This is a genomic window from Sphingopyxis sp. OAS728 (assembly GCF_014873485.1).
Taxonomy (GTDB): Bacteria; Pseudomonadota; Alphaproteobacteria; order Sphingomonadales; family Sphingomonadaceae; genus Sphingopyxis.
The window spans coordinates 3,354,655-3,371,199 of record NZ_JADBDT010000001.1 but is presented as its reverse complement, the minus strand read 5'-3'; the positions used below and the strand labels follow the sequence as shown (position 1 = coordinate 3,371,199).

Sequence of the window (16,545 nt, the reverse complement as noted above, 5' to 3'; positions counted from 1 at the left end):
TTTCGCCCCCTTTGTTTTGCGCGTTCAGTTGACCGGGACCGTCACCAGCGGTCCGGCGGCGGCGCCGCTTGTATCGGCAAGCGAAAGCAGAATTTGCGCCACCAGGAAAGTACGCTTCGAGGCTGCATCATCGCCATCGATCCAGAACCATCGGCCGCGGAAACGGACCGCGGCATGCGCATCGGAAGGGGGCGCCGCACCGCTGCGCACCCGAAGTAGCGGCGCGACATGCTCTGTGGCGGCGCCAGGGTCGAGCGGCGTTCCGCCCTTTTCCAGCACGGGTGCGTCGACACCCTGTGCCAGTTCCGAAAAGATTTCGAACATCGACCGCGTCCGGATCGCAAGTTGATCCGGGTCGGACTTTGCGGCGGCGAATACGAGTTCGAATGTTTCCATCCGGTCGTCGGGTAGTTTCAGCGCACGCACAAGGAACGCGATATCCTTCTGGTCCTGTGGACTCAGATTCTCCCCGATCTGACCATGGGCATGAAAATTATTGGCCTCGTGCCGTTCGATATTGAGCACGAGCCCACGGCTGCGCTGGAGCCGGGCCAATGCCGCGACGACGAGCGGAAACTCGCCGTCGCCCACCTCTGCGAACAGGGGATCGCGGCTGCCGTTGCGCAGACCGTTTACCGAGCGCACGGCGAGCGGGAACAATATCTCCGCCGACCAACCCGATTCCATCATCGACAGCAACGAGGCGGGCGGGAGCGGCGACAAGAGGCTGCGAGCGAACCGGTCGCCCGACAGCGGCGTATAAGTGACGGTCGGCGTTTCGCGAATGACCACACCGCCCGCGACGCCGCCGTCCGAGCTGCCGGACGGCGGAGCGAGCGTCAGATCGACGCCGACATTGGCTTCCCGCGAATATTGGCTGATGACCGAACTTACCTCGAGAAACAATGGTGCGTCGCCGTAGCGCATCGCGACAATGTTGAGCAGCAGCTGTTCCTTGTTCGCCTCCCTCAGGCGGTTGCCATAGTCCGTGCGGTCGATGCCCATGCGTCCCACGCCGATGTTCGTGCAGCCGCCGAGCAGGAACAGGCCCGCCGCAAGCGCCGCAAGGAACAGTTTCCGGTCCAGCTTTGCTACCTCCGCAGACCCGCGAAACTACGCCAAAATCGGGGCCGACGCAATTATTTGCCGTGAGGAGCTCGACGCAGGAGAAATGTCTGCTGGCCGGTCCCAAGCCGCGATCTCCCTCGTCAAATCCCGATTGACCACCGCCCAGAACGATATAAATATGATATCATCTTTATATCGAGTGATTCGGAGGGCAACATGGTCGATGGAGGAACACCCGCGCTAAATCGCAGTCGCGAGACGCGCGCCAATACGCAGAGCGGCTATTTGATGCTGTTCATCTGGCTGCTGCTCCTGGGCGTCGCCGTTTGGGCGGGGATCACCAACGCCAACGCCGAATATATGACCGCGTGGAAATGGGCGGTCGTCGCCGTTTCGGCGGTGATCGGCTCGATCATCCTTTGCGGTTTCTACCTGATCAATCCCAACGAGGCCGCGGCGATCCAGCTGTTCGGCGCATACAAGGGCACCGACCGCGAGGAGGGGCTGCGCTGGGTCCTGCCCTGGCTGACGCGCAAGAAGATCGCGGTTCGTGCGAACAACGTCATTTCGGACAAAATCAAGGTCAACGATTTGCGCGGCAACCCGATTGAAATGGCGGCGCAGGTCGTGTGGCGCGTCACCGACACCGCGCAGGCGCTGTTCGACGTCGAGGATTACAAGGAATTCGTGATGGCGCAGATCGAGGCGGCGGTGCGCTCGATCGGCTCGCGCTATCCCTATGACGACATCGAGCATCAGGAAGTGACGCTGCGCGGCAATCATGACGAGGTCGGGGTCGAACTGCGCAAGGCGCTGATCGAGCGGCTGGAAGTTGCCGGGATCACCGTCGACGAATGCGGCCTGACGCACCTCGCCTATGCGCAGGAAATCGCGGGCGCGATGCTCCGCCGCCAGCAGGCCGAGGCGGTGATCGCGGCGCGCAAGAAGCTGGTCGAAGGCGCGGTGACGATGGTCGAGATGGCGCTGACCCAATTGTCCGAAAAAGGCGTCGTCGACCTCGACGACGAGCGCAAGGCGGTGATGGTATCGAACCTGATGGTCGTGCTGTGCGGCGAACGCGACACGCAGCCGGTGGTGAACGCCGGGTCGCTCTACTGAGTTCGCCCGATGGCCGCGTCGTCCAAGAAGGCCTTTGCCCTCCGTCTCGATCCCGCGCTCTATGCGGCGATCGAGCGGCTGGCGGCGGCCGAACTGCGCAGCGCCAATGCCGAAATCGAGATCTTGCTGCGCGAGGCGCTGGCGCGGCGCGGGATGAGCGTCAAGCAGTCCGAGACACCCAAGCGCGGCCGGCCGCCGAAGGAAGAATAACGGATCATGATGCACCTGTTCATGCGCAAAGGCCCATGGTTCCGCGCCAAGCGCCGCGGTTATGGCACCGGGCTGCCGATGGTGTGGGAAGGCTGGTTCTTCCTCGCGCTGCATATTGCGATGATTACCGGGCTGGCCGTGGTTCTGCAGGGCCGGCCGGTGCTGATGACGATCGCGGTCCTGCTCGCGGGGATCGCGCCGATGCCGATCTATCGCGCCAAGACCGAGGGCGGATGGCGCTGGCGATAGCTTTGCGCGACATTATTTGGGGATAGCTGCCAATAGCCGCTCCACCCCGCTTGCCCCTGACTCGCTAGATGGTTAAGGCCAATGGTCATGACCGGCTCAACTGCTCCCGTTCGCATCGCCCCTTCGATCCTCAGCGCCGATTTCGCGCGGTTGGGCGAGGAAGTGCGCGCGATCGAAACCGCAGGCGCCGACTGGGTGCATATCGACGTGATGGACGGCCATTATGTGCCGAACCTGACGATCGGCCCGGCGGTGGTGAAGGCACTGCGTCCGCACTCGACTCTGCCCTTCGACGTCCATCTGATGATTTCGCCGGTCGATCATTTCCTCGACGCCTTTGCCGCAGCCGGCGCCGACATCATCACCGTCCATCCCGAGGCGGGGCCGCACATCCACCGCACCGTCCAGCACATCAAGTCGCTCGGCAAGCAGGCGGGCGTGTCGCTGAACCCCGCGACCCCGGCGAAGATGCTCGATTATCTGATCGACGACATCGACCTCGTGCTGATCATGAGCGTCAACCCGGGCTTTGGCGGCCAGAGCTTCATTTCGAGCCAGCTTCGCAAGATCGAGGCGGTCCGCAAGATGATCGATAAGAGCGGCCGCGACATCAGGCTTGAGGTCGACGGCGGGATTGATGCGGGCACCGCGCCGCTCGCGATATCGGCGGGCGCCGATGTGCTGGTTGCGGGGACCGCGACCTTCAAGGGCGGCCCCGACGCTTATGCCGACAACATCCGGCGGCTGCGCGGCGGCGCTTGATAATGGCAAGACCGGTGACCGCTCCTGCAGACGATGAACCGGAAGGCGCCGCGGCTGACGCCATCGACGACACGATCGAGCCCGGCAAGCGGCTGATCCGCCTCCCCGCCGACAAGGGCCTTTCGCTCGGCGACCGGGTCGCCAATGCCATCACGCGGCTGACCTGGCGCACCCCGCTTCACGCGCTGCGCCTGAAAGGCCGTTTCCCGCTCAAGCTGCTCGGCGTGCCGACCGACCCCGTGCCCGGCGACGCGCGCGCCGGCACCGCGATCCGCGCCGGCCATTTCCTGCACCGCGGGCTCAAACTGCCGCTCGGCGAACTCGATTTCGCCGCGCTGACTGTCGCGCCGACCTTTGCCGATTATCTGCACAGCTTCGCCTGGCTGCGCGACCTCGCCGCCACCGGCTCGCGCGCCGACAGTGCGCCGATCGCCGAAGCCGTCGTCCGTCACTGGCTGGGCACCCACGGCGAGACGGTGAGCGAACCCGCATGGAAGGCCGACAATACGGCGTGGCGCATCCTGTTCTGGGCCGCGCACGCGCCGCTGATCCTGTCGTCGAGCGACCTTGTCTATCGCTCGGCGGTGCTCAACCATCTTGCGCGCGCCGCGCGCCATCTCGACCGCGTCGCCGACAAGACGCGCCCCGGCACGGGACAGATGGTCGCATGGGTCGGCATCGTCGCGGCGTCGCTGCTGATGCCCGGCGGCGAACCGCGGCAGGTCTTTGGCGAAGCCGGACTTCGCAGAGTGCTCGAAACCAGCTTCTACGCCGACGGCGGCAATATCTCGCGCTCGCCGCAAGCGCAGCTCGACGCGATCATGGCGCTGTCGATGCTCGCCCGCATCTATGACATGCGCCGCATGGAGGTGCCGCCCTTCATCCAGGAAGTACTGGCGCGCGCGGTTCCGGCGCTGCTCGGCCTTGTCCACAGCGACGGCGGCATGGGCAGCTGGCAGGGCAGCGGCGCGACCTCGGCCGCCTATGTGCAGGCGATCGTCGACGCGAGCGGCGTTCGCACGCGGCCGCTGAAGCAGGCGCGCGACTGGGGGTACCAGCGGCTCGTCGCGAACAAGGTCGTGCTGCTCGCCGACGCGGCGCCTCCCCCCATCGCCCGCGTGACCGAAGCAGGCTGCGCCTCGACGCTCGCTTTCGAACTCAGCGACGGCGCCGAGCGTATCGTCGTCAATTGCGGCGGCGCGGCGCTGACCGGGGCGACGATCCCCGCCGACCTCGCGCGCGGGCTCCGCACCACCGCGGCGCATTCGACGTTGATCCTCGCCGACAGCAATTCGACCGCGATCCTCGCGAACGGGTCGCTCGGCAAGGGCGTGACCGAGGTCGAGCTCGACCGGCGCGAGACGCCGCAGGGTAGCCGCGTCGAGATGAGCCACGACGGCTATGCACGGCGCCACGGGCTGATCCACCGCCGCCTGCTGATCCTGTCGCCGAACGGGCGCGAGCTGCGCGGCGAGGACATGCTGCTCCCAGCCCCGCGCTCGCGGCGCAAGGGCGACAAGGGTTTTGCGCTACGGTTCCATCTTGGCCCGCACATCTCGGCCAGCCTGACCGCCGATAAATTGGGCGCGCTGCTGCGCATCAATGGCGGCCCGCTGTGGCAGTTCCGGACCTCCGAAGGCGGGCTCGATATCGAGCAGAGCCTGTGGGTCGACGGCGAAGGCCGGCCGCACCCGACCGAGCAGCTCGTCGTCACCGGCACGGCACCCGCAGGCGGTGCGAGCATCGGCTGGATCTTCAAGCATATCGGCTGACGGCCGCGGCGGCTCGACCGTCAAAATAATTTACAGTTACAGTTCCGGTGCATTCCCTTGGCTTGCCCGACACCGCTTTCCGTCTGTTTCAATAGTGTGACACCCCCGTAACACAGCGGTCACAGACCGCTGCCAGTGCGCGCTCGACTCGTCGGGAGCCAAGAGGACCCGGCGATATTCTCGCACTCCTCGGGGGACTTCCATGCACCAGCTTCGTACCGTCCGTTCGCGCATCCTGCTCGGCACCTGCCTCTCGCTCGCCGCAGCACTTCCGACTGCCGCCTATGCCGGCGACCTCACCGGCACCGTGACCGACGCCACCGACACGCGCGCGCTGCAAGGCGCGCAGCTGCGCATCGTCGAGCTGAACCGCGTTGCCGAGGCCGACCGCGACGGCACCTTTCGCTTCAGCAACGTTCCCGCGGGCACCTATACGATCGAAGCCCGCTATGTCGGCGCCGAGCCCCGGACGCTGACGGTCGAGGTTCCGGAGTCGGGCAAGGCCACTGCGAACTTCGCCCTCGGCACCGACGGGTCGATCCTCGTCATCGGCCAGTCGGCGAACCAGGCGAGCGCCTTGTCGCGCCAGCGCGCCGCCGACGGCATCGAAAGCGTTCTGACCCGCGACGCGGTCGGCCAGTTTCCCGACCAGAATGTCGCCGAATCGCTGCGCCGCCTGCCCGGCGTCAACATCCTGAACGATCAGGGCGAAGGGCGCTTCGTCTCGGTGCGCGGTCTCGATCCCGAGCTCAACGCGACCTCGGTCAACGGCGTGCGCCTGCCGGCGCCGGAAAGCGACGTCCGTTCGGTCGCGCTCGACGTCATCAGCAGCGACAGCATCGAATCGATCGAGGTCAAGAAGTCGCTGACCCCAGACATGGACGCCGACACGATCGGCGCGTCGATCGAGATCCACACGACGAGCGCGTTCGAGCGCCGCAAGGACCTGCTGACCGCGAAGATCGAAGGCAGCTATAATGACTATTCGGAAAAGCTGACGCCGAAGGGCAGCATCGATTTCTCACGGCGCCTCGGCGACAGCGTCGGCGTGTCGGGCGGCATTTCCTATTATCAGCGCAAGTTCGAAACCGACAATGTCGAGGCCGACGGCTGGAACGAAGACGATGGGCTGATCACCACCGAGGAGCTCAATTACCGCGACTATGACGTCGAACGGAAGCGCCTCTCGGCCAACCTGAACTTCGACGTCCGGGTTGGTTCCTCGACGAAGCTCTACGCCCGCGGCATCTACAGTCAGTTCGACGATCAGGAATATCGCCGCGAGACGAGCTTCAAGCTGGAGGACGCGGGCGCGGTTTCGGGCAGCGGCGCGAACGTCGCGTATAGCGACACGAACCCCGATCCCGACGAAGACGGCGAAATCTCGATCCAGCGTTCGTTGAAGGACCGTTTCGAACGCCAGCGCATCCGCAGCATCGTGCTGGGCGGCGAAACCGACAGCGAGGGCTGGCACGCCAAATATTCGGTGAGCTACGCCAAGTCGACCGAGCGCGAGAACGGTTCGATCAACCCCGCCAATTTCGAACGCGCCTTTGAGGAAGAGGGCCTCGAAATCGGCCTCGACTTCGCCAATCCGCGCAAGCCGCTCTACACCGTCGGTGGCAGCGCCGGCGCGATCGCCGATTTCTCCGACCCCGACGAATATGAACTCGACAGCGTGCAGGTCACGGGGCTGTCGGACTCGCGCGACGAGGAATGGGGCGCGAAGCTCGACCTTGGCCGCGAGTTCGCGATGAGCAATGGCACTTTCACCGTGCAGGCGGGCGCCAAGGGCCGCTGGCGCGAGAAGAGCTATAATCTCGAGACCCAATATTGGGAAATGGACGGGCTGACGATGGCCGACCTCGTCGGCGACCAGACCTATCGCATCACGGACATCTCGCCGGTGCTGGACAAGCGCGGCGTGCGCAATTTCTTCAACGCCAACCGCGCCGACTTCGAACTCAACGAGCTGGACTCGCTGTTCGATTCGTCGGTCGAGGATTATTCGGTGAGCGAGGACGTCACCGCCGGCTACCTGCTCGGCCGCTGGGACAGCGACACGCTGCGCGTCATCGGCGGTGTGCGGTACGAGCACACCAAGAACGATATCCGCGCCAACACGGTGACGCTGATCGAGGAAGGCGGCGACCTGCCCGACGGAACCGAAGCCGACGAGGACACCGTCATCAGCGTCCCCAACCAGTTCAAGCGCAGCTATGGCGACTGGCTGCCGAGCCTGACCGTCCGCTGGGAACCGCAGCAGAACCTCGTCCTGCGCGCCGCCGGGTACAAGAGCCTCGTCCGCCCGAAGCTGTCGAAGCTCGCGCCGCGTTTCACCATCGAACAGAATGACGACAATGAGCGCGAGGGCGAATTCGGCAACCCCAACCTCAAGCCGTACGAGGCGTGGAACTTCGACGCCGGGGTCGAATATTATCTGCCGAACAACGGCGCGCTGTCGGCCGGGGTCTTCTACAAGGATGTGAAGAACTTCATCGTCGACACCAACCTCGAGGATGCCGGCGAATATCAGGACATTGCCTATGACGAGGCGACGATCCCGATCAACGGCGACAAGGCCAAGATCTGGGGCCTCGAACTCAGCTATCAGCAGGCGCTGCGCTTCCTGCCCTCGCCGCTCGACGGTTTCCTCGTCTCGGCGAACTATACCTATACCGACGCGACCGGCGACGTGCCGACCGACGGGGACATCACCGACCTGCGCGAGATCGCCCTGCCTTCGGCATCGAAGCACACCTTCAACGCGGCGCTGGGATATGAAAAGGGTCCGGTGTCGCTGCGCCTCGCCGGCACCTATCGTTCCAAATATCTCGACGAACTGGGCGATACCGCGGAGGAAGACCGCATCGTCGACAATCACTTCCAGCTCGACCTCTCGGCCAAATATGATGTCACCAAGCAGGTCCAGGTTTTCTACGAGTGGGTGAACATCAACAACGCCAAATATTACGCGTACAACAATGTCGGCGCCCGCCAGAATCTGCTCCAGTTCGAGCAGTATAAGTGGACGATGAAGTTCGGCGCGCGGGTGAAGTTCTGATGCGCCGCCTCTTCACCCTGCTCCCGCTCCTCTCGCTCGCCGCCTGCGCCGCGAGCGAGCCCGTCATCACCGGCCTGCCCCCCGTGCAGGTAACCGCGAGCGGCGAGACCGCACCGGTCGGCACCGGCCGCGCCGACGCCGCCGACGACCCGGCGATCTGGATCGATCCCGCCAATCCGAACCGCGCGCTGATCGTCGCGACCGACAAGAAAGCGGGACTGCACGTCTATGACCTGACCGGCAAGGACATCGCCTTCACGCAGGCCGGCCTCGTCAACAACGTCGACGTCGTCGGCAACATCATCGTCGCAAGCGACCGCAACGACGGGGTGAATGCGCATCTCGCGGTCTTCCGCCTCGACGCCGACAAGCCCGCGATCGTGGCGCTCGGCCGCGCGGCGGCGGGCACGGGCGAAGCCTATGGCCTCTGCCTCAAGAAGACCGCGCCGGGCGCGCCGGTCACCGCAGCGCTGATCGTCAAGGACGGCACGGTGCGCGTCGGCACGCTGACGGTCGACGGCACGCCGGGCTTCACGACAGAATGGGAATATAAAATCCCTACCCAGTCCGAAGGCTGCGTCTTCGATGGCGACACGCTTTATGTTGGCGAGGAAGACGCCGGGGTGTGGGAGCTGAAGCCGAACGGCAAGACCGCCACCGCGCGCATCGTCGCGCCGGTCGACAACCAGCGCCTCGTCGCCGATGTCGAGGGCCTCGCGACGATCGATCACAAGGGCCAGCGTTACCTGCTCGTGTCGAGCCAGGGCGACAATGCCTATGCGGTCTTCAAACTGCCATCGATGGATTATGTGGGCCGCTTTGCCGTTGCGGCGGGCGCGTTCGGCGCGACGAGCGAGACCGACGGGATCGAGGCAGTCGCGGGCAATTTCGGCCCCGCCTACCCCGATGGCATCTTCCTCGCGCAGGACGGCGACAACGCTCCCAAGGCGCAGAATTTCAAACTGGTGCGCTGGGATCAGATCGCGGCGGCATTGGGGCTCTAAAAAGGGGTCGAAGGGTTGCGATACGGACGGCGCGCGCCTAGGGGGGCCGCGTCATCCCATCGCCAGCCGAGGCCCTCCCCATGACCGACCTGATTCCCGTCCGCCGCGCCCTTCTGTCCGTCAGCGACAAGGCAGGGCTCGCCGAGCTTGCCGCCGCGCTCGTCCGTCACGGCGTCCAGCTGGTGTCGACCGGCGGCACTGCGAAGGCGTTGCGCGAGGCGGGGCATACGGTCCTCGACGTGTCGGACCTCACCGGCTTTCCCGAGATGATGGACGGCCGCGTCAAAACGCTGCACCCGACGGTCCATGGCGGCATCCTCGCGGTGCGCGACGATGCGGCGCATGTCGCGTCGATGGAAGAACATGGCATCGGCGCGATCGACCTCGTCGTCGTCAACCTCTACCCCTTCGCCGCGACCGTCGCGAAGGGGGCCGCGCGTGACGAGATCATCGAGAATATCGATATCGGGGGTCCCGCGATGGTCCGCTCGTCGGCGAAGAACCATGCCTTCGTCGGCATCGTCACCGAGCCCGAGGATTATACCGCGGTCATCGCCGAAATGGACGCCAATAACGGTGCAACCACGCTGGCGCTCCGCAAGCGTCTGGCCGCCACCGCCTTTGCGCACACCGCGACCTATGACGGGATGATCGCGAGCTGGTTCGCCTTTGCCGATCAGGGCAAGACGTTCCCCGACACGCTGCCGCTGACCGCCAAGCTCGCCAATGAACTGCGTTATGGCGAGAATCCGCACCAGCAGGCGGCGCTCTACCTGCCCGCTGGCCCCGCCGCGCGCGGGATCGCGCAGGCCGAGCAAGTGCAGGGCAAGGAGCTCAGCTATAATAATATCAACGACGCCGACGCCGCGCTCGAGCTCGTCGCCGAATTCCGCGAGGCCGATCCGACCTGTGTGATAGTCAAGCACGCCAATCCGTGCGGCGTCGCGACCGCCGCGACGATCGCCGAGGCCTATGAGGCCGCGCTGAAGTGTGACGATGTCTCGGCGTTCGGCGGGATCATCGCGGTAAACAGGCCGCTCGACGGCCCCACGGCGGAGGCAATCAGCGGCATCTTCACCGAAGTCGTCTGCGCCCCGGACGCCGACGCCGATGCGCGCGCGGTGTTTGCGAAAAAGAAGAATCTCCGGCTGCTCCTGACGGGCGAGCTGCCCGATCCGGCGCGCGGCGGGTTGATGATGAAGACGATCGCCGGCGGCTGGCTCGCGCAGAGCCGCGACAATGGCCGCATCACGCGCGCCGACCTGAAAGTCGTCACCGACCGCGCGCCGACCGAGGAAGAACTCGCCGACGCGCTGTTCGCGTGGACGATCGCCAAGCATGTGAAGTCGAACGCGATCGTCTATGCCAAGGGCGGGTCGACCGCCGGTATCGGCGCGGGGCAGATGAACCGCCGCGACAGCGCGCGCATCGCCGCGGTGAAAGCGCGCGAAGCTGCCGAGAGCCACGGCTGGGCCGAGGCCCGCACGGTCGGCAGCGCCGTTGCGAGCGACGCCTTCTTCCCCTTCGCCGACGGCCTGCTCGCCGCGGTCGAGGCAGGCGCGACCTGCGTGATCCAGCCGGGCGGCTCGATCCGCGACGATGAGGTGATCGCGGCGGCGAACGAAGCGGGCCTCGCGATGGTGTTCACCGGGATGCGGCACTTCCGCCACTGACGGCGCGCCCGAGGCGGACCAGCCGTTCTGCTTCATTTTTGCAGTCGTACCGCAATCCGGGCTCGTCGCAAAAGTCGGGCCAGCGATCCTGGCGCCGCCAGAAATCGACGAGGCCGATCCGCGCCATCTTGGCAAAAAACTGCGGTTCACGCCGGAGCGGCGCGACCGATGGCCAATAGAGAAGCGCCCATTGCCCGTCGGTCTTGCGGATCGGCGCGCGCGCCAGCCACGATAACGCCTTGGGCATATCGCCGAGCCGGGTGAAATGGGCCGCCATCGCATAAGCGATCGACGGATAACGCGCGAACTCGGCTTCCGCCGCCGCGTCCACTTCGCGCGATCCGATCGACGGATCGGCGATTTGATGGACGAGCAGCATGTCGAATTCACGCCGCTCGCCAGCCGCCGCGACGCGATAGACTTCGGCAGTCTCGGCCCGGCCGAGTTCGACCGCGAGGCGGCGGCGATGCTCGGCAAGGTCGGGATGCCCCGGCCAGATCGCCTCCACGGCCGCAAACTGCGCCATCGCCTCGCTCATTTCCCCGGCGGCTGCAAGGCGGCGCACGACGCCAAGCGCCTTGTAGATCGAGGTCGGGTCAGCGCGTGCGGCGCGTACCGCCGGGTCGACGCCGGCGCGGACATAGCCCGCCATGAAAAGCCCCATGGCGTTGCTCATCAGGGCGGGCGGATATTCGGGGTTCATCGCTAGCGCGCGATCGAGAAGCGGCAACGCCTCGACCATGAACAATTCGCTTCGGCCCGTCTGCGACAGTGCCGTCAGCGCGGCCGCGTTGCGGGGATCGATCGCCAGCGCCCGCCGCGCCGCGGCGATCGCCCTCGCCCTTTCCGCCTCGAACCTTGCGGGATCCCTGTCATCCGAAAACTGCTTGAGGCGGACCTGCGCCAGCATTCCGAGCGTGTCGGCATTGTCCGGCCAGCGGTCGACATATTGCTCCAACAGGCGGATCGCGCGCGCACCGTCATGGGCGGTATCGGCGTCGCAGATCGCGAAGATAAGGGACTTGCGATCAGCGTCGGGCGACAGCGGCTGCCCCCGGCCGTTGAGCGTCAACGCGCAATTGACCAGCCCCGCAACGGCAAGTGCGGTTCGTTCGCGTAGCCGGCTGAGGTCGCCGACCGGGGCGGTCAGCCGGCTCGACCACAGGATCGCCCCGCTCAACGGGTCGACGACGCGGGGTTCGCTGGCGAACTCATCGCCATCGCGCTCGATAGCGACACGAACGACAAAGTCGCCCGCGCGCCCGGCCGCCTTGCCATCGAGGACGCGAACTGCCCCACCCGACGCCTTTGCGAAGCGGGCGAAATCGCCCGCCAGCGCATCGGCAAATCGATCCTCTATGGCGTCGCGACCGCGCGCCTCGATCGGCTCGACCCGCACGGCGGGCGCGACCAGCGCCGCCGCCGGCGCCCCGGTGCGCCGCGCGTCAGCACCGACGAGGGCCAAGGTCACTGCCGCCGCGCCGAGCCAGAGCGCGCCGCGGAATGACAGGTTCGCCCCCGGACTGGCCACGAGCCGCTGGGGCGCCGCGGTCGGCGCGGCGCGCGGGCATTGCCGATCGGACAGGCTCCGGTACAATCCGGCGGTTTCGACCGAAGGCCTGCCGTCGACCCCGCGCGCGAGCGCATCCTCGATCCGCTGCCAGGCGTGGCGCACGCCATCGCTGTCGCCGGCTTCCCAGCGGGCACGCATCACCAACCGCGCCGCATGCTCGCTGCACGGGTCGAACCGCGTGACCCTGTCCGCCACCGCGAGCGCCTGTTCGACCTCGCCCGCCTGCAGCCGGCGTTCGGCCATCGCGAGCACTTCGCGCACGATCGCCTCACCCTGCCGCGTCCGTTCGACCGCCAGCCAGTCGTCCCACGCTTCGTCGATGCCGTCGAGATCGGCGAGCAATCCGACGTCGTGCGCGGGCAACCGGTCCAGGACCACGGCGACGTCGTCCGCCGCGCACGCGGCGTGAAGCAGCGAAAGATCGTCGGCGATCCGCGTGCGATCGAGCACGACCGTTTCGCGGTCGGCGTGCAGCAACGGCGGGGTCGCGCGCGTCCAGGGTTTCAGTTCGACAAGGCATTGCCGCAGGCTGGCGTGCGCCTGCGCGTCGGGGCGGCGGCTCCACAGCAGCGCGCTCAATCGATCGCGCGCAAGCGGCGCCTCTGCGAGCACGAGTCGGGCCAGAAGCGCGCGCGCCTTGCGGCCGGTGGGCGACAGGTTGGCGGGATCGACGGCGAAATCGCCGAGGAGCCGCAATATCGGCGTAGCGGCAGCGACGCACCGCTGGTTTGTGGCGAATGCAGAATTCACGGCGCGACCTCCTGAGTCGAGGGATAGCGGCCGTATGTTTTTCCCGAAGACGGAAATAACATCTTTTTGACGCTTAGACGAATGGTAAATTTCAACATTCTGGTTTTTGACGTATTTTTAATACTCGTTTGACGATCTTCTCACGGCCGCCGGCATGCGCCGCCGCTACTCCCGTCTCATCCCCAACCCGCCGTCCGGCTGGGGCATAATGAAAGGGAGTAATTTTATGCGTATCTTCATGGCTCTGCCCCTGTTGCTGCTCGGTGCAGCACCCGCATTTTCCCAGCCCATCGTCGCAACCGCGCCGGCAGGCGAAATCGAGGCCGTAAAGGTCAGCTATGCCGACCTCAATCTCGACACCGATGCCGGCTGGGCGCGGCTCGACAGCCGCCTGCGCGCCGCGGCGCGCTCGGTGTGCGACGTCCGACCCGAATTCGAATCGACCGTGCGCGAAATGGCCACCGGCCATTGCTTCCGGAGCGCGCTTTCGAGAGGTCGCGAAGCCGGGAAGGAGATCATCGCCGCGCAGCGCACCGGCGCGCCGCTGACGCTCGCCAGCGCGATCACCATCTCGCGGCGCTGAACCCCGCTGGTCCGCGCGGATGGCGCGGACGCCATGATGTCCCTTGCTCCCGTCTCTGGTGGGAGCAACGCCGGAGCCGTTCGCGAGCGGCTCCGGCGTTTTTGATCACGGCATGACAGGCTTCGGCTCGACTTCGCGCGGCGCGGGCGGCATAGGAAGGGCGACGTCGCCACCGCAAGGACCAGCATGACCGCCACACCGCGTAACAAGTCCATGATCCAGAATCTCTACAACTGGACCATGGAGAAATCCGCGCACCCGCACGCCGAATATTGGTTGGCGCTGGTCTCCTTCGTCGAGGCAAGTTTTTTCCCGATCCCGCCGCATCCGCTCTTGGGCCTGATGTGCCTCGCGGACCCCAAAAAGGCGGTGCGCTATGCGATCATTTGCACGCTCGCGTCGGTCGCGGGCGGCATGCTCGGCTACGGGATCGGCTTCTTCCTCTACGAAAGCGTCGGGCTGTGGTTGCTCGGGGTGCTCGGATTGACCGATGCCTTCCCGCCGGCCGCCTGTTACCTCCGCGAATTCGGCGCCGAGATCATCCTGATCAAGGGCGCGACGCCGATCCCGTTCAAGCTGCTGACGATCACCGCCGGCTTCATCCACATGAGTTTCTGGACCTTCCTGTGGGCGAGCCTTGCCAGCCGGGCCTTTTCCTTCATGCTCGTCGGCATCCTGTTCCGGCTGTTCGGGGCGCCGATCAAGGCGTTCATCGACAAATATCTGATCTGGGTCACCGGCGCGTTTCTGGTCGCGGTGGTCGCGGGTTTCCTCGCGATCGGCGCGCTGTCGGGCGACGGCACGACCAAGGAAGCCGACAAGTGCAGCGGCGCGACGCTGGAAAGCATCGGGCTCGATCGGAAGTAGGATTTCTCCTCTCCCGCTTGCGGGAGGGGTTAGGGGTGGCTGGCAACGTTGAAGTTGCCCTCCCCGCTACGACTAGCGAGCAAGCTCGCAAGCCTCGCTGCCCCTCCCGCAAGCGGGAGGGGATATCAGTTTACTCGTTCGCCATCGTGTGCAGCCAGTCGGCATGGCGCGGCGCCTTCTTCGTCTGGCTCCATTCCTCAAGCATCAGCGGCGCGACGCGCTTCAGCTCGGCATATTGCTCGGCGGTGCCGATGTCGCACGCCAGCTCGACGCGATGGCCGTTGGGGTCGAAGAAATAGATCGACTTGAAGATACCGTGGTGCGTCGGGCCGAGCACGTCGACGCCCTCGCTTTCCAGATGCGCCTTCGCCGCAACCAACTCGTCGAAGCTGCCGACCTTGAACGCGAGGTGCTGCACCCATGCGGGCGTGTTCTCGTCGCGGCCCATGACGGGCTGGTTCGGCAGCTCGAAAAAGGCGAGGATGTTGCCGTTCCCCGCTTCGAGGAACACATGCATGTACGGATCATATTCGCCGGTCGACGGCACATGATCCTCGGCGAAAGCGGTCGTATAGGTCATGCCGAGCATGCGCTCGTACCAGTCAACCGTTTCCTTCGCATCCTTGCAGCGATAGGCGGCGTGGTGGACGCCGCCCAATTTGATCGGGCTCGTCATTCGGCGGGTTCCTCGACAGTCAGCGCGCCGCGGCGAATCTGGTCCATTTCCATCGATTTGAACAGCGCGGTGAAATTGCCCTCGCCGAAGCCCTCGTCCTTCTTGCGCTGGATAAACTCGAAGAAGACGGGGCCGATGACGGTCTGGCCGAAAATCTGGAGCAGCAGGCGCGGGTCGCCTTCCTGCGTCGATCCGTCGAGCAGGATGCCGCGCGACTGGAGGCCCTCGACCGATTCGCCGTGACCCGGAAGGCGCTCTTCGAGCATTTCATAATAGGTCGCGGGCGGCGACGGCGCGAAGGGATTGCCGAGCGCCTTGAGCTTGTCCCAGGCCGCGTAGAGATCGTCGCAGCTGAACGCGATATGCTGGATGCCCTCGCCATTATAGGCGCGCAGATATTCCTCGATCTGGCCCTTGCCGCCCGCGCCCTCTTCGTTGAGCGGGATGCGGATCTTGCCGTCGGGGGCGGTCATCGCCTTCGAGGTCAGGCCGGTATATTCGCCCTTGATGTCGAAATAGCGGATCTCGCGGAAGCCCGCGATGCGCTCGTAGAAGGCGGCCCAATGCGCCATGCGGCCGCCGTAGACATTGTGCGTCAGGTGATCGATCAGCTGCATCCCCGCGCCCACCGGGTGGCGATCGACGCCCTCTTCATAGATGAAGTCGATGTCGTAGATGCTAAGGTCGTCGCCATAGCGGTCGATCAGATAGATGATCGAGCCGCCGATGCCGCGGATCGCGGGCAGGCGCAGTTCCATCGGGCCGGGGTTGACCTCGACCGGCTCGGCACCGCGTTCAACGGCTTCCGCATAGGCTTTCGCAGCGTCACGGACGCGCCAGCCCATGCCGCACGCCGACGGGCCATGCTCGGCGGCAAAATAGGCGGCGGGCGATTTGGGTTCGTAATTGGCAATCAGGTTGATCCCGCCCTGGCGCCACAGCTGGACGTCCTTCGAGCGGTGGCGCGCGATCAGCGTAAAGCCCATAGCTTCGAACACGGGTTCGAGAATGCCCTTTTCGGGCGCCGAAAATTCGACGAATTCAAAGCCGTCGAGGCCCAGCGGATTATCGAAAAGGTCGGCCATGTCGCATTCCCATCTAGTTTCAATTGAAACTATTATCGCGATCGCGGGCGCCCGAGTCAAGCGGTGCGGTTTCAGCCTGCGACACGGCGA

Annotated in this window: 14 protein-coding genes; 10 read left to right on the top strand and 4 right to left on the bottom strand. The window is 65.5% G+C overall.

All coding sequences use genetic code 11. The features are described from left to right. Positions 1-24 precede the first annotated feature (24 nt). Positions 25-1,005, bottom strand: coding sequence for a hypothetical protein (locus GGC65_RS15930; RefSeq protein WP_192648051.1), 981 nt, complete (start codon positions 1,003-1,005; stop codon positions 25-27). A gap of 279 nt (positions 1,006-1,284) precedes the next feature. On the opposite strand from GGC65_RS15930, the gene GGC65_RS15925 reads away from it, so the two are divergent. The 8 genes from GGC65_RS15925 (at position 1,285) to purH (ending at position 10,921) form a co-directional block, all read left to right on the top strand. Further along, on the top strand, positions 1,285-2,187 hold the full coding sequence (locus GGC65_RS15925) for an SPFH domain-containing protein (protein ID WP_192648050.1): 903 nt from the start codon (positions 1,285-1,287) through the stop codon (positions 2,185-2,187). A 9-nt stretch (positions 2,188-2,196) separates the two neighbouring features. Next, entirely contained in the window at positions 2,197-2,397 is a 201-nt protein-coding gene (locus GGC65_RS15920; RefSeq protein ID WP_192648049.1) for a toxin-antitoxin system HicB family antitoxin, read from the top strand. A 6-nt stretch (positions 2,398-2,403) separates the two neighbouring features. After that, entirely contained in the window at positions 2,404-2,646 is a 243-nt protein-coding gene (locus GGC65_RS15915) for a hypothetical protein (RefSeq protein WP_192648048.1), read from the top strand. Positions 2,647-2,733: 87 nt separating this feature from the next. Then, positions 2,734-3,408 (top strand): ribulose-phosphate 3-epimerase, encoded by a 675-nt coding sequence (gene rpe / locus GGC65_RS15910; RefSeq protein WP_192648047.1) that lies wholly within the window; start codon positions 2,734-2,736, stop codon positions 3,406-3,408. Positions 3,409-3,410: 2 nt separating this feature from the next. Beyond that, positions 3,411-5,180 carry a heparinase II/III family protein gene (locus tag GGC65_RS15905; protein WP_225940850.1) on the top strand — a complete coding sequence of 590 codons (1,770 nt, stop codon included), beginning with the start codon at positions 3,411-3,413 and terminating at the stop codon, positions 5,178-5,180. Between the two features lie 202 nt (positions 5,181-5,382). Next, positions 5,383-8,244 carry a TonB-dependent receptor gene (locus GGC65_RS15900; RefSeq protein WP_192648045.1) on the top strand — a complete coding sequence of 954 codons (2,862 nt, stop codon included), beginning with the start codon at positions 5,383-5,385 and terminating at the stop codon, positions 8,242-8,244. Beyond that, positions 8,244-9,248 carry a phytase gene (locus tag GGC65_RS15895; protein WP_192649572.1) on the top strand — a complete coding sequence of 335 codons (1,005 nt, stop codon included), beginning with the start codon at positions 8,244-8,246 and terminating at the stop codon, positions 9,246-9,248. Before GGC65_RS15900 ends, GGC65_RS15895 begins: the two co-directional genes overlap by 1 nt. An 80-nt stretch (positions 9,249-9,328) precedes the next feature. Continuing rightward, on the top strand, positions 9,329-10,921 hold the full coding sequence (gene purH, locus GGC65_RS15890) for a bifunctional phosphoribosylaminoimidazolecarboxamide formyltransferase/IMP cyclohydrolase (protein WP_192648044.1): 1,593 nt from the start codon (positions 9,329-9,331) through the stop codon (positions 10,919-10,921). Here purH and GGC65_RS15885 read toward each other — a convergent pair. Further along, positions 10,893-13,244, bottom strand: coding sequence for a BTAD domain-containing putative transcriptional regulator (locus tag GGC65_RS15885; protein ID WP_192648043.1), 2,352 nt, complete (start codon positions 13,242-13,244; stop codon positions 10,893-10,895). The two genes, purH and GGC65_RS15885, sit on opposite strands and share 29 nt — an antisense overlap. Positions 13,245-13,470: 226 nt before the next feature. Here GGC65_RS15885 and GGC65_RS15880 point away from each other — a divergent pair, with 226 nt between their 5' ends. Then, complete coding sequence (locus GGC65_RS15880) at positions 13,471-13,827, top strand: UrcA family protein (protein ID WP_192648042.1); 357 nt, start codon at positions 13,471-13,473, stop codon at positions 13,825-13,827. A 213-nt stretch (positions 13,828-14,040) separates the two neighbouring features. Next, entirely contained in the window at positions 14,041-14,694 is a 654-nt protein-coding gene (locus tag GGC65_RS15875; RefSeq protein ID WP_192649571.1) for a YqaA family protein, read from the top strand. 130 nt (positions 14,695-14,824) lie between these two features. Here GGC65_RS15875 and GGC65_RS15870 read toward each other — a convergent pair whose 3' ends face one another. Together GGC65_RS15870 and hppD are read right to left on the bottom strand one after the other, a co-directional pair. Then, entirely contained in the window at positions 14,825-15,370 is a 546-nt protein-coding gene (locus tag GGC65_RS15870; protein WP_192648041.1) for a VOC family protein, read from the bottom strand. Further along, entirely contained in the window at positions 15,367-16,455 is a 1,089-nt protein-coding gene (gene hppD, locus GGC65_RS15865) for a 4-hydroxyphenylpyruvate dioxygenase (protein ID WP_192648040.1), read from the bottom strand. Before hppD ends, GGC65_RS15870 begins: the two co-directional genes overlap by 4 nt. Positions 16,456-16,545 lie beyond the last annotated feature (90 nt).

Bases quoted from the DNA above. Each gene is read 5' to 3' on its own strand.
- GGC65_RS15930 (WP_192648051.1), bottom strand. From the start codon at position 1,005: ATGGGCATCGACCGCACGGACTATGGCAACCGCCTGAGGGAGGCGAAC.
- GGC65_RS15925 (WP_192648050.1), top strand. From the start codon at position 1,285: ATGGTCGATGGAGGAACACCCGCGCTAAATCGCAGTCGCGAGACGCGC.
- GGC65_RS15920 (WP_192648049.1), top strand. From the start codon at position 2,197: ATGGCCGCGTCGTCCAAGAAGGCCTTTGCCCTCCGTCTCGATCCCGCG.
- GGC65_RS15915 (WP_192648048.1), top strand. From the start codon at position 2,404: ATGATGCACCTGTTCATGCGCAAAGGCCCATGGTTCCGCGCCAAGCGC.
- rpe (WP_192648047.1), top strand. From the start codon at position 2,734: ATGACCGGCTCAACTGCTCCCGTTCGCATCGCCCCTTCGATCCTCAGC.
- GGC65_RS15905 (WP_225940850.1), top strand. From the start codon at position 3,411: ATGGCAAGACCGGTGACCGCTCCTGCAGACGATGAACCGGAAGGCGCC.
- GGC65_RS15900 (WP_192648045.1), top strand. From the start codon at position 5,383: ATGCACCAGCTTCGTACCGTCCGTTCGCGCATCCTGCTCGGCACCTGC.
- GGC65_RS15895 (WP_192649572.1), top strand. From the start codon at position 8,244: ATGCGCCGCCTCTTCACCCTGCTCCCGCTCCTCTCGCTCGCCGCCTGC.
- purH (WP_192648044.1), top strand. From the start codon at position 9,329: ATGACCGACCTGATTCCCGTCCGCCGCGCCCTTCTGTCCGTCAGCGAC.
- GGC65_RS15880 (WP_192648042.1), top strand. From the start codon at position 13,471: ATGCGTATCTTCATGGCTCTGCCCCTGTTGCTGCTCGGTGCAGCACCC.
- GGC65_RS15875 (WP_192649571.1), top strand. From the start codon at position 14,041: ATGATCCAGAATCTCTACAACTGGACCATGGAGAAATCCGCGCACCCG.
- GGC65_RS15870 (WP_192648041.1), bottom strand. From the start codon at position 15,370: ATGACGAGCCCGATCAAATTGGGCGGCGTCCACCACGCCGCCTATCGC.
- hppD (WP_192648040.1), bottom strand. From the start codon at position 16,455: ATGGCCGACCTTTTCGATAATCCGCTGGGCCTCGACGGCTTTGAATTC.